This is a genomic window from Streptomyces sp. NPDC004266, assembly GCF_042874095.1.
GTDB lineage: Bacteria > Actinomycetota > Actinomycetes > Streptomycetales > Streptomycetaceae > Streptomyces.
Map to the genome: position 1 here is coordinate 155674 of NZ_JBIAMM010000008.1, position 12317 is coordinate 167990.

Annotated in this window: 9 protein-coding genes; 2 read left to right on the forward strand and 7 right to left on the reverse strand. The window is 73.0% G+C overall.

The features are described 5' to 3' along the window. Window positions 1–158: 158 nt before the first annotated feature. The 7 genes from ACFYUZ_RS20720 to ACFYUZ_RS20750 all read right to left on the reverse strand — a co-directional run bounded on the left by ACFYUZ_RS20720 (window position 159) and on the right by ACFYUZ_RS20750 (window position 8606). The gene (locus ACFYUZ_RS20720) at window positions 159–1241 is read right to left on the reverse strand and encodes an aldose epimerase family protein (RefSeq protein ID WP_389311271.1); all 1083 of its coding nucleotides are present in this window, start codon (window positions 1239–1241) and stop codon (window positions 159–161) included. A 94-nt stretch (window positions 1242–1335) separates the two neighbouring features. After that, window positions 1336–2343: a galactofuranose ABC transporter, permease protein YjfF gene (gene yjfF, locus ACFYUZ_RS20725; RefSeq protein WP_389311273.1), complete on the reverse strand. Its 1008-nt coding sequence runs from the start codon at window positions 2341–2343 to the stop codon at window positions 1336–1338. Then, window positions 2340–3461, reverse strand: a complete 1122-nt coding sequence (locus tag ACFYUZ_RS20730) for an ABC transporter permease (protein ID WP_389311275.1) — start codon at window positions 3459–3461, stop codon at window positions 2340–2342. The genes yjfF and ACFYUZ_RS20730 overlap by 4 nt, the downstream gene beginning before the upstream one ends. Then, window positions 3458–5020, reverse strand: coding sequence for a sugar ABC transporter ATP-binding protein (locus tag ACFYUZ_RS20735; RefSeq protein ID WP_389311277.1), 1563 nt, complete (start codon window positions 5018–5020; stop codon window positions 3458–3460). The genes ACFYUZ_RS20730 and ACFYUZ_RS20735 overlap by 4 nt, the downstream gene beginning before the upstream one ends. A gap of 67 nt (window positions 5021–5087) precedes the next feature. Next, window positions 5088–6089, reverse strand: coding sequence for an ABC transporter substrate-binding protein (locus tag ACFYUZ_RS20740; RefSeq protein WP_389311279.1), 1002 nt, complete (start codon window positions 6087–6089; stop codon window positions 5088–5090). Between the two features lie 732 nt (window positions 6090–6821). Beyond that, window positions 6822–7343, reverse strand: a complete 522-nt coding sequence (locus tag ACFYUZ_RS20745) for a universal stress protein (RefSeq protein WP_389311281.1) — start codon at window positions 7341–7343, stop codon at window positions 6822–6824. A gap of 3 nt (window positions 7344–7346) precedes the next feature. Continuing rightward, window positions 7347–8606, reverse strand: coding sequence for an SLC13 family permease (locus ACFYUZ_RS20750; RefSeq protein WP_389311658.1), 1260 nt, complete (start codon window positions 8604–8606; stop codon window positions 7347–7349). Between the two features lie 382 nt (window positions 8607–8988). Here ACFYUZ_RS20750 and ACFYUZ_RS20755 point away from each other — a divergent pair, with 382 nt between their 5' ends. Beyond that, window positions 8989–11136, forward strand: coding sequence for a glycoside hydrolase family 9 protein (locus ACFYUZ_RS20755; protein WP_389311283.1), 2148 nt, complete (start codon window positions 8989–8991; stop codon window positions 11134–11136). A gap of 265 nt (window positions 11137–11401) precedes the next feature. Further along, entirely contained in the window at window positions 11402–12286 is an 885-nt protein-coding gene (locus ACFYUZ_RS20760; protein WP_389311285.1) for an alpha/beta fold hydrolase, read from the forward strand. Window positions 12287–12317 lie beyond the last annotated feature (31 nt).

Sequence of the window (12317 nt, forward strand, 5' to 3'; positions counted from 1 at the left end):
CAGCTGCTCAAAAGGGGCGGGGGGGGGCGGGGGGGGGGCGGTTTCCCGGGCGGCCCCCCCCCCCGGGGGGCGGCGCCCCCCCCCCCCCCCCGGGGGCCGGCCCCGCGGGGGCCCCCCCCCCGGGGGCCACGGCCACGTCGTGTGTACGGGTCGAGGGTTCAGGCGCCGGTACGGAACCGCAGGACCGTCCTCGACCGGAACTCCTCGCCGGGGAGCAGCACCGTCGACGGGTCGTCGGGGCGGTTCGGGGAGTCGGGGAAGTGCTGGGTCTCCAGGGCGATCCCGGCGCCCGCGCGGTACGGCGTACCGCTCTTGCCGAGGACCGTGCCGTCGAACTGCCCCGCGCTGTAGACCTGGATGCCGGGCTCCGTGGTGAGCACCTCCATGCGGCGGCCGGTGGCCGGCGCATGGAGGACGGCGGCGCGGCGGAGGGCGCCGTCGGCGCGCGGGCTCAGGACGAAGTTGTGGTCGTACCCGCCGTCCGTGCCGGGCCGCGCGAGGGCCTCGGCGATCCCGAGCGGCCGACGGAGGTCGAACGCGGTTCCGGCGACGGGGAGATGGTCGCCGGCGGGGATGAGATCCGCGTCGACCGGGGTGTAGTGGGAGGCGTCGACGGCCAGTTCGTGGCCGAGGATGTCGCCGGAGCCCTCTCCCTCCAGGTTGAAGTAGGCGTGGTTGGTGAGGTTGACCAGGGTGGGAGCGTCGGTGACCGCCGCGTACGAGAAGGCGAGTTCGTCCCCGCGGCCGACGAGACAGCTGACGGTGACGTCGAGGTTGCCCGGGAAACCCTGGTCGCCGTCGGGGCTGCGCAGGTGCAGGAGCACGCCGGTCCACTCGGGGGTGTGCACGCTCTCGGCTTCCCAGAGCCGGGTGTCGAAGCCGTCCGTACCGCCGTGCAGGCTGTGGCCGCCCTCCTGCGTGGTCAGCTGGTACGTCTCCGTCCCCAGGGAGAAGCGGCCGTGCGCGATGCGGTTGGCGTAGCGGCCGATGGTGGAGCCGAAGTACCGGGCGGCGGTGGCGGTGAGGGCCGGGTCGCGGGGAGAGAGGACGACGTCGGCCGGGGTGCCGTGGCGGTCGGGCACCCACAGTGCGTGGAGGCGGGCGCCGCGGGTGTGCACCTCCGCCGTGAGTCCGCCGGGGAAGCCGAAGGTCCAGCGCTCCCCCGCGTCCGGGCAGAGTTCGCGGACCGGCGGTCCTCCGGTGAAGGCGGGCGCTGCGGAGGCGGGCGTCGACGGGTTCATGGGAGTTCCTTGTCCGGAGTGGGGTGCGGCCCGGAACGGGGGCAGGGAGTCCCTGCCCCCGTTCCGGGCGCGGTCGTCAGGTGGCCGGGGCGGGTCATTCCGCCGTACGGGCTCCGCCGAAGAGGCGCTGGAGGAGGATGAAGACGAACAGCAGGCCGCCGATGACGATGCGCGTCCACCAGGAGCTGAGCGTGCCCTGGAAGCTGATGATGGTCTGGATCAGGCCGAGGACGGTCACGCCCAGCGCGGTTCCCAGGACGAAGCCGGAGCCTCCCGTGAGCAGCGTCCCGCCGATGACGGCGGCGGCGATGGCGTCGAGTTCCATGCCGACGGCGTGCAGGGCGTAGCCGGACAGCATGTAGAAGGTGAGCAGCAGGCCGCCGAGGGCGGAGCACAGACCGCTCACGGCGTAGACCGCGATCTTGGTGCGTCCCACGGGCAGGCCCATGAGGCGGGCCGAGGACTCGTTGCCGCCCAGGGCGTAGACGGTGCGGCCGAAGCGGGTGTGGTGCAGGACGACGAAGGCGACGGCCAGGACCACCAGGGCGATGACCACGGCGGGCGAGACGAACAGGCCGCCGGGCAGGAGCACCCGGGTCTGCGCGATCCGCGTGGTCGTCGGGTCCGTGAGGGAGATGGACTCGGTGCTGATCATGTAGCAGAGGCCGCGGGCGAGGAACATGCCCGCGAGGGTGACGATGAACGGCTGGATCTCGAAGGCGTGGATGACCCAGCCCATGAGGGCTCCGCCGCCGGCCCCGACGAGCAGGACCACGGGCACCGCGAGGGCGAGCGGCAGGCCGTTCTGTTCGACGAGCCAGGCCGTCAGCATGGTGGAGAGGGCCACCATGGAGCCGACGGACAGGTCGATGCCGCCGGTGAGGATGACGAAGGTCATGCCGATGGCGACGACGAGCAGGAAGCCGTTGTCGATGAGGACGTTGAGCAGGACCTGCGCGGAGAAGAAGCCTTCGTAGTTCAGGGAGCCGACCGAGAACATCGCGACCAGCAGGGTGGCCGTCACGATGAGCGGGAGGCGGGTGGCGTGCCGCGCCGAGAACCGCTGGAGCGGCTTGGTGAGGGAGCCGGGGGTGGTGCTCACGGGTGGACCTCCTGCCGGCGGGCCGTCACGTCGGCGGCGGGGGCCGGCACCGGTGCGACCGGTCCGCGCCTGCCGCGCTTGCGGGAGAGCCGTGCGCGGAACGCGGGCGACTGGACGAGACAGACGACGATGACGACCAGCGCCTTGAACACGAGGGTGGTCTCCGGCGGTACGCCGAGGGTGTAGATCGTGGTCGAGAGGGTCTGGATGATCAGGGCGCCGAGGACCGTGCCGCCGAGGGAGAAGCGGCCGCCGGTGAGGGCGGTGCCGCCGACGACGACGGCGAGGATCGCGTCGAGTTCGATCCAGAGGCCCGCGTTGTTGCCGTCGGCGCTGGACACGTTGGAGCTGATCATCAGGCCGGCCACCGCGGCGCACAGGGCGCTGACGACGTACACGGTGACGAGGAGTCCGGACGCCCGGATGCCGACGAGACGGCTCGCCACCGGGTTGCCGCCCACCGATTCGATGAGCATGCCGAGGGCGGTCCGCCGGGTGACGAGGGATGTCAGGGCGACGAGCGTGGCGGCGAGCAGGACGGCGAAGGGGAGGGTGAGCCAGTAGCCGCCGCCGATCATCTTGTAGGCGGGGCTGGACACGCTGATGATCTGACCGTCGGTGATGAGCTGGGCCACCCCCCGCCCGGCGACCATGAGCACCAGTGTGGCGACGATGGGCTGGACGCCGAGACGGGCGACGAGGAAGCCGTTGAGCAGGCCGATCGCAGCGGCGACGCCGAGCGCGATCACGATCGCGGTGAACACGGTGGAGAGGCTGCCGGGATCGGCCGCCGAGGCGATGTGCTCGCACGCGAGGGCTCCGGCGATGGCGACCGTCGAGCCGACCGAGAGGTCGATGCCCCGGGTCGCGATGACCAGCGTCATGCCGAGCGAGACGAGGATCAGCGGGGCGCCGAACTGGAGGATGTCGACGAGGCTGCCGTACAGGTGCCCGTTCTGGACGCGGACGGCGAGGAAGTCGTGGGTGAGCGCGACGTTTCCGAGCAGCAGGGCGGCGAGGACGGCGGCGGGCCAGAACAGAGGGTGTCCGGTGAGCCGCCGGGTGCCGGGGGCCCGGGCCGGACGCGTACCGGCGCCGGTGTCGTCAGGTGGGGTCATGAGGTGGCTCCGGTGGCGATGGTGCCCAGGATGCGGTCGGGCGTCAGGGTCGTGTCGTTGGGGAGGGTGGCGACGAGGCGGTGGTCGCGCAGGACGCCGACCCGGTGGCTCAGCCGCAGGACTTCCTCCAGCTCGGCGGAGATGTAGAGGACCGCCGTTCCCTCCGCGGCGAGCCGGGTCACCAGGCGCTGGATCTCCGTCTTCGCGCCGATGTCGATGCCCCGGGTGGGTTCGTCCAGGATGAGCAGCTCGGGATCGGTGAGCAGCCACCGGGCGAGGAGCACCTTCTGCTGGTTGCCGCCGCTGAGGTTGCGGACCTGGGCCTCGGGGGCGGCCGGGCGGATGTCGAGGACCTCGATCCACCGGGCGGCGATCTCGTCCTGCCGGGCGCGGGAGAGGGGTTTGGTCCAGCCGCGCGCGGCCTGGAGGGCGAGCACGATGTTCTCGCGGACGGTGAGTTCGCCGATGAGGCCCTCGGCCTTGCGGTTCTCCGAACAGAAGGCGATCTTGCGGGCGATGGCGGTGCGCGGGGAGCGCAGCGCGGTGGGTTCGCCGTGGATCCGCAGCTCTCCCTCGTCGGCGTGGTCGGCGCCGAAGAGGAGCCGGGCCGCCTCCGTGCGTCCCGAGCCGAGGAGTCCGGCGAGGCCGATGACCTCGCCGCGGTGGATGTCGAGGTCGTACGGCTGGACTGACCCGGCCCTGCCGAGTCCGGCGGCGCTCAGGAAGGGGACGTCCGTCCGGTCGCCGGTGGTGGCGGTGCCGGTCTGGGAGGTCTCGGCGAGCTCGTCCAGGGTGCGGAGTTCGCCGCCGACCATGCGGTGGACGAGGGTGACGGGGGTCAGCTCGTCGATCCGGTACTCGCCTTCGAGGCGGCCGTTGCGCAGGACGGTGACCCGGTCGCACAGGTCGAAGACCTGGTCGAGGAAGTGGGTCACGAAGAGGATCGCGACGCCCCGGTCGCGGAGCCGGCGTACGAGCGTGAAGAGCTGGGCGACCTCGTCGCGGTCGAGGCTGGAGGTGGGCTCGTCGAGGACGAGGACCTTCGCCTGGACGTCCACGGCGCGCACGATCGCGACGAGCTGCTGCACGGCGATCGAGTGCGCGCTCAGCGGCGCGCGGACGTCGAGGTCGAGTTCGAGCTCGGTGATGAGCCGCTCGGCGCGCGCGTGGAGGGCCTTCCAGTGGACGAGTCCCAGGCGCCGGGGTTCACGGCCGATGAGGATGTTCTCGGCGACGGAGAGGTTGGGGCACAGGTTCACCTCCTGGTAGACCGTGCTGATTCCGGCGTGCTGGGCCTCCAGGGGTTCGGAGAACCGCCGCTGGTCCCCGTCGATGGTGACGGTTCCCGCGTCGGGCGGATGGACCCCGGTGAGCACCTTGATGAGGGTGGACTTGCCGGCGCCGTTCTCGCCCATGAGCGCGTGGACCTCGCCCGGGAAGAGGCGCAGGTCCACGCCGTCGAGGGCGAGGACGCCGGGGAACGCCTTGCGGATGCCGCGGGCCTCCAGGACCGGCCGGTCGGTGCGGGTGGGTGTGCGGGGGGTGGGTGGGGCTGCCATCCGCCCTCCTCTCCTGAGGGGTCCGGGGGCGGCGCGAGGGCCGCCCCCGGTGCGTGCGGGCGGTGGGTCAGTACTGGCGGCCGGGCAGGGCGGCGGCGGCCTGGTCCTGCGTGAAGACGCCCTCCTCGGTCTCGACCCGTCGCGGCACGTCCTCGCCGGCCGCGACCTTCTTGGCGAGTTCCATCAGCTGGTCGCCGAGGAGCGGGTTGCACTCGACCACCACGTTGATCTTCTTCTCCTGCATGGCGACGAAGGCGTCCTTGATGCCGTCGACGGAGATCACCTTGATGTCGGTGCCCGGCTTCCTGCCCGCCTCCTCGATGGCCTGGATGGCGCCCAGGGCCATGTCGTCGTTGTGGGCGTACAGGACGTCGATGTCCTCGTGGGACTTGAGGAAGGCCTGCATGACCTCCTTGCCCTTGGCGCGGGTGAAGTCCCCGGTCTGGGAGGCGACGACCTTGAACTTGGGGTCGCCCTTGATCGCCTCGGCGAAGCCCGCCTTGCGGTCGTTGGCGGGGGCGGAGCCGGTCGTGCCCTGGAGCTCGACGACGTTGACCGGGTCGGAGGTTCCCTCGTACTCCTTCACGAGCCACTTGCCGGCCTCCTGCCCCTCCTTGACGAAGTCGGAGCCGAGGAAGGTCCGGTAGAGGGAGGTGTCCTGCGAGTCGACGGCGCGGTCGGTGAGGATCACCGGGATGCCGGCGTTCCTGGCCTCCTTCAGGACGGTGTCCCAGCCGGACTCCACCACCGGCGAGAAGGCGATCACGTCCACCTTCTGCTGGATGAAGGTGCGGATCGCCTTGATCTGGTTCTCCTGCTTCTGCTGCGCGTCGGAGAACTTCAGCGTGATGCCGGCCTTCTCGGCCGCCTCGCGTACGGACTTGGTGTTGGCGGTGCGCCAGCCGCTCTCGGCTCCTACCTGGGCGAACCCGAGCACCAGCTTGCCGTCGGAGGAGCCCTTGCCGGTGCCGCCGGTGGTGCCGGTGGTCGCGGGCTCGGTGGTGCAGGCGGTCAGCACACCGCCGGCCAGGGCGGCGGCGGCGATGACGCGGAGGGCTCTGTGGGCCATGTCGTGGTTCCTCTCGGGACGTGCGTCGTACCAGGCGGAGCCCCGAAGGAGACGGGCCCCGTGAAGGCGTGGCTGCGCAGGGGTGGTTGAGCCGGGCGGGGCAGGACGAAGCGCGGCCCCGACGCTCGGTGAGCCGGCGAACGCGACACATTGTGAGCGCTAACAGACTTGTAACTCAAGGGCTCGTACGGCTGTTACCCGTTCTTGACGCACGGGAGCGAATCGGCCGGTGGAGCACGGGAAGACCCGGGAAGCCAGGAGGGTGCCCAGTGGCCGGGGGCTCCTCGACCCTCCGAACGGCCCGCCCGGATCGAGGCATCCCTGCCTCACCCACAGTCCCGATGCGCCCTGACGTCGAGGATCGACCTAAAAGTTGTGAGCGTTAACACCCGTAGCTGTCCTTCCGTGCACGCGAGCCGGAGGAGGCGTCGACTTGCGTCGCGCTCACGCGCCCCCGCCGGAGGGCCGGCACCGTCACCGCGGCGGGAGGGGGCGCGGCCGCCGTTGTCCGCGAGGCGTGCCCGCTGCCCGGTTCACGGGCGGCCTCATCGGATCCGGTGCCCTCGGCCCGTCCACCCGGGCGTTCCGGTCCCTGTCGACGTCCTCGACACCGGGCCGCGGCGAGCGTCCCCCGTCCGCGTCGGCCACGGGAAGCCTCTCGCCCGTGGGCCGGATGCGCACGGGATCGGGTCGCGCGGCCGGCCACGCCGGTGGCCGGCGGTTCGTCGCCCGTCAGCCGGTGCGGGGCGGAGGAGGGGGCGGCATGGTGGGCAGCCCCGGCGGCGGTTCGGGCCACACGAGCAGCACCGGACAGGGGGCGTGGTCCACGACGAAGCGTGCGGCGGGGCCGAGGCTGTGCGGTCCGAGGTGGGTGCGGTCGCCGTCCCTGGCCAGGATCAGCAGGTCGCCGCCCTCGGCCGCGGCGACGACCTCGCGTTCGACGCGGCCGGTGCGTTCGGTACGCGTGCAGGGGCGGTCGAGGCGGTCGGCGGCGTCCTGGAGCAGCTGCCGCGCGGAGGCGGCGGCGAGGTGTTCCAGTCGCGTGCCGGGGTCCCTCCCCCAGCCTTCGGCCGGGCGGTGCCCCGCGGGGTGGCCGCGGCCGAGGAGCCCGGCGAAGGCGCCGTGTGCGGCGCCCGGGACGTCGGCGGGGGTGACGTGCAGGAGGACGACGTCGGCGTCCGCCGGGGTGTGCGCGCGGGCGGCGTCCACGCAGGCGCGCCAGGTGCCCTCGACGATCCAGACGACCACGGCCATGGGTCAGCCTCCTCCGATGACGGTCAGCGAGAGCCACAGTGACAGTACGGCGGCGACCAGGCTCGTGGGCACCGCGTACACGCCGAGCCGGGTGAACTCCTTCAGCTCCACCTCGCCGTCGTGGGCGTGGACGATGCGCCGCCACAGCAGGGTGGCCAGCGAGCCGGCGTAGGTGAGGTTGGGGCCGATGTTCACCCCGAGCAGGACGGCGAGGACGGCACCGGGCCCCGACGGGGCGGTCAGCGGCAGGAGGACCAGGACCGCGGGCAGGTTGTTGATGACGTTCGCGAGGACGGCGGCCAGTCCGGCGAGGGCGAGAAGTTCCGGCAGGCCGGTGCCGTCGGGGATCAGGTGTCCCAGGGCCTCGTCGAGACCGTTGTCCACCACTGCCAGGACCACGACCCCGAGGGCCAGGACGAAGGCGAGGAAGGGCACGGAGGCGGCGCGGACCAGCGCGCGGGGAGTGGTGCGGCGACGGACGAGGGCCCGTACGGCGAGGGCGAGCGCCCCTCCCAGGGCGGCCCACGCCGGGTCGACGCCGACCACCGAGGTCAGTACGAAGCCCGCGAGCGTGCATCCCACGGTCACCAGGGCGAACAGCGGCAGCGGCGGCGGTTCGACGGCGGCGGGGGCCTGTGCTCCCGCGTCCAGGTCGGTGGCGAAGAAGCGCCGGAAGACCAGGTACTCGACGGCGATCGCGGCTGCCCACGGCAGGGCCATCAGGGCGGCGAACCGGGTGAAGGTGAGCCCGCTGGCCGCGAAGGCCAGGAGGTTGGTGAGGTTGGAGACGGGAAGCAGCAGGGAGGCCGTGTTCGACAGGTGGGTGCAGGCGTACACATGCGGCTTCGGGCGGGCGCCGATGCGGGCCGCGGTGGCGAAGACCACCGGGGTCAGGAGCACGACCGTGGCGTCCAGGCTGAGGACGGCGGTGATCGCCGATGCCGCCAGGAACACCTGGGCGAGCAGCCGGCGCGGCCGGCCCGCCGCCGTGCGCGCCATCCACGCCCCGCAGGCCTGGAACAGCCCCTCGTCGTCGCAGAGCTGGGCCAGCACCAGTACGGCCGCCAGGAAGCCGATCACCGGCCCGAGCCGTTCCGCCTCGGCCAGGGCGTCGTCGAGGGAGATGGCCCCGGTGACGATCACCAGGGCCGCGGCCGGGACGGCCACGACCGCCTCCGGCCACCCGAAGGGGCGGATGACCGCACAGGCCAGCACGAGGACGAGCAGGGCCACGGACAGGGCCTCCGCGAGCTGGGGGTTCAGAATCGGGTCCTTCCGTCGCGGCGGTCGACCGCCTGCACCATTGCGCCGAACGCTACCCGCACGAGCGTCGCGTCCCGGGGACCGGCCGGGCGGCCGGCTTCGCGCCGCCCCCGTCCCTCCCGTTGACGGTGGGGGGCGGGCCTCACTAATGTGCGCTCAGATCCCCCTCCCTCGACCGGTGTTCGACGCCCCCTCGCTTGGGAGCGCTCCCACCCAGGAGGGGGAGAGGGTCTGCTTGACATGCTCACCTCATTAAGGCGCGGTCCTCCGGCGGTGTCCCGGCCGGGCGGAGGGGACCGCCTCCGGCTTCCCGACGGACGGGCCTGCTCACGCGGACCGACTCGCCCTGCTGATTCCCCCCGACGACACACAGGAGCCGCACATGCCACCCTCGCGTTCGTCACGCCTCTCCGCCGCCCTGCTGACGGGCACCCTCCTCCTGGGCGGCCTCGCGTCCTCGCCGGCCGCCGCGGACGTCCCCGCCGCCACCGCGGCGACCACGGCCGTACGCGTCAACCAGGTCGGCTACCTGCCCGACGGGCCCAAGCGCGCCACCGTCGTCACCACGGCGACGCAGGCGCTCCCCTGGCAGCTGCGGAACGCGTCCGGTGCCCTGGTCGCCTCCGGATCGACCGTCCCGCACGGCGCGGACACCCCCTCCGGGCAGTCCGTCCAGGTGGCCGACTTCTCCTCGTACCGGAACACGGGCTCGGGATACGTCCTGTCCGTGGACGGCGGCAGCAGCGCACCCTTCGACATCCGCGCGGACCTCTACGACACCTTGCGTTCCGACTCGATGGCGTTCTTCCACCACCAGCGCAGCGGCATCGCGATCGACGCCTCCCTGGTGGGTTCCGCCTACGCGCGCCCGGCCGGACACCTCGGCACCGCGCCCAACCAGGGCGACACGGCCGTGCCGTGCCAGGCCGCCGTGTGCGACTACACGCAGGACGTCAGGGGCGGCTGGTACGACGCGGGCGACCACGGCAAGTACGTGGTCAACGGCGGCATCTCCGCCTGGCTGGTCGTCAACTCCTTCGAGCGGGCCAAGCGGGCCGGCGGGGAGGCCGCGCTGGGCGACTCGACCCTGCGCGTCCCCGAACGCGGCAACGGAATACCCGACGTCCTCGACGAGGCGCGGTGGGAGCTCGACTTCCTGATGCGCATGCAGGTGCCCGAGGGGAGGCCGTACGCGGGCATGGCCTTCCACAAGGTCCACGACGCGGCCTGGACCGGCATGCCGCTGCGTCCCGACCAGGACCCGCAGCCCCGCGAACTGCACCGGCCGTCCACGGCGGCGACCCTCAACCTGGCGGCGGCCGCCGCGCAGTGCGCCCGGGTCTTCCGTCCGTACGACTCCGCGTACGCCGACCGGTGCCTGTCGGCCGCCCGCCGGGCCTGGACCGCCGCGCGGACCGACCCCGCCCTGTACGCGCCGGGCTCGGACGGCACGGGCGGCGGAGCCTACGACGACACGCGGGTCACCGACGAGTTCTACTGGGCGGCCGCCGAGCTGTACGCGACGACCGGCGAGAGCGCCTACCGGGACGCGGCCACCTCCTCGCCCTGGCACACCTCCGCCGACGCGTTCAGCCCGTACGGCTTCGGCTGGGCGGACACCGCCGCGCTCGGCCGGCTCGTCCTGGCCACCGTCCCCAACGGCCTGCCCGCGTCCGACCTGGCCCGGATCAGGGCCTCGGTGACGGCGGCCGCCGACGGCCACCTGTCCAGGATGGCCGCCCAGGGCTTCGCCGTGCCCGTCCCGGCGGACGGGTACTTCTGGGGCTCGAACGGCGAAGTCGCCGGCGACGCGATCGTCATGGCCGTCGCCGGCGAGCTGACGGGCGACGGGCGCTACCGAGCCGGCGCGCTGGAGACCATGGACTACCTGCTCGGCCGCAACGCCCTCGGCGTGTCGTACGTGACCGGCCACGGCGAGAGGTCCTCGCAGAACCAGCACCACCGCTTCTGGGCCCACCAGTTGGACGCCTCCCTGCCCCACCCTCCGGCCGGGTCGCTCGCGGGCGGTCCCAACAGCGCGCTCCAGGACCCGGTCGCGCAGGAGGAACTGACCGGCTGCGCGCCCGCCGCCTGCTACATCGACGACATCGGCTCGTACTCCACCAACGAGGTGGCGATCAACTGGAACGCCCCGCTGGCCTGGCTCGCCGCCTACGCCGCCGAGCGGACCTCCACCGGCGGCGAACCGCCCACCGCCGCCTGCACGGTGACGTACGCGGTGAACAACGTCTGGAACACCGGCTTCACCGCGACCGTCACCGTCAAGAACACCGGTCCGACGGCCGTGGACGGCTGGCAGCTGGCCTGGGCGTACCCGGGCGGCCAGCGCGTCACGAGCGCCTGGAACGCCACCGTCACCCAGAGCGGCACCGCCGTCAGCGCCCGCGACGCCGGCTGGAACCGGGCGATCGCCCCCGGTACGAGCGTGAACTTCGGTGTGCAGGGCACCCACACAGGCTCGAACCCCTCCCCCGCGGGCTTCACTCTCAACGGGAACGCCTGCGTCTGATCCGCGGCCGGCCGGGGCCGGGGGGATGCTTCCGCCCGGTCCCGGCCGGCGGCCTTGCCGTGCTCGTCGGCGGAGGCACCCGCCGGGGAGGGCCGGCCATCGGCGGTGCGGTCCTCACCGGCCGCGGCCGGTGGCTGCCGGCCCGGGGCCCAGGCCTTGAACCCGTGCCCGGTCTCGGGACACGCTTCGTGCCGACCGTCTCCAGGGCCGCGGGCGGTCTCGCCGCGCCGGCCAGGAGGAGACCGAACAGATGGGAGAGGTCCGCATGACCACGCGCACTCCGGAGGAACTCGCCGTCCCCGTACGAGGAGGCGACCTCGCCGTGACCCGCTGGCCGGGCGACGGGCCCGCGGTCGTCGCCGTGCACGGCATCACGGGCAACAGCCTGATCTTCGGTGCCGTCGCCGAGCGGCTCGGCGACATCGACCTGTACGCCCCGGACCTGCGCGGCCGGGCCCACAGCGCCGGTCTGCCGGCTCCCTACGGCATCCAGGCCCACGCCGAGGACGTCCTCGCCCTCCTCGATCACCTGGGCCTGCGTCAGGCACTGCTCCTCGGCCACTCCCTGGGGGGCTTCACCACCGCGGTGGCCGCCGCGCGGCACCCGGAGCGCTTCCCGCGCGTGGTCCTCGTCGACGGTGGCCTCGGATTCCCGATTCCGGGCGGCGCGAACCTCGACGAGGTGATCGAGTCGGTCATCGGCCCGGCGATGCGCCGGCTCAGGACGACCTTCCCGGACGGGGAGGCGTACCGCGCGCTCTTCCGTGAGCACCCGGCCTTCACGGCCCACTGGGGCCCGCACGTCGAGGCGTACGTGGACCGCGACGTGGCCGGCGAGCCGCCCGAGATACGCAGCAGCTGCGTGCTGGACGCGATCCGTGCCGACGGCGCGGGCCCCATCGGCGACCCCGAGACGCTGGCCGCCATCCACCGGCCGGAGGTGCGCGGCACCATGCTCTGGGCGGAGCGAGGAGTGATGAACGAGCCTCAGGGGCTCTACGACGAGGGGCGTCTGGCCGCGGGCGACCTCTCCCCTGACCGGATCACCACCCGCCGGGTCGACGACACCAACCACTACACGATCCTGTTCGCGGAGCACGCGACGGCGGCCATCGCGGAGGCGGTGTACGCCGAGCTGAAGCAGATGTAGCACCGGACCCGATGTGACACACCGGGCCGAG

Excerpts from the sequence above, each read along its gene's own strand:
- ACFYUZ_RS20720 (WP_389311271.1), bottom strand. The coding sequence starts at position 1,241 with ATGAACCCGTCGACGCCCGCCTCCGCAGCGCCCGCCTTCACCGGAGGA.
- ACFYUZ_RS20730 (WP_389311275.1), bottom strand. The coding sequence starts at position 3,461 with ATGACCCCACCTGACGACACCGGCGCCGGTACGCGTCCGGCCCGGGCC.
- ACFYUZ_RS20735 (WP_389311277.1), bottom strand. The coding sequence starts at position 5,020 with ATGGCAGCCCCACCCACCCCCCGCACACCCACCCGCACCGACCGGCCG.
- ACFYUZ_RS20740 (WP_389311279.1), bottom strand. The coding sequence starts at position 6,089 with ATGGCCCACAGAGCCCTCCGCGTCATCGCCGCCGCCGCCCTGGCCGGC.
- ACFYUZ_RS20745 (WP_389311281.1), bottom strand. The coding sequence starts at position 7,343 with ATGGCCGTGGTCGTCTGGATCGTCGAGGGCACCTGGCGCGCCTGCGTG.
- ACFYUZ_RS20755 (WP_389311283.1), top strand. The coding sequence starts at position 8,989 with ATGCCACCCTCGCGTTCGTCACGCCTCTCCGCCGCCCTGCTGACGGGC.
- ACFYUZ_RS20760 (WP_389311285.1), top strand. The coding sequence starts at position 11,402 with ATGACCACGCGCACTCCGGAGGAACTCGCCGTCCCCGTACGAGGAGGC.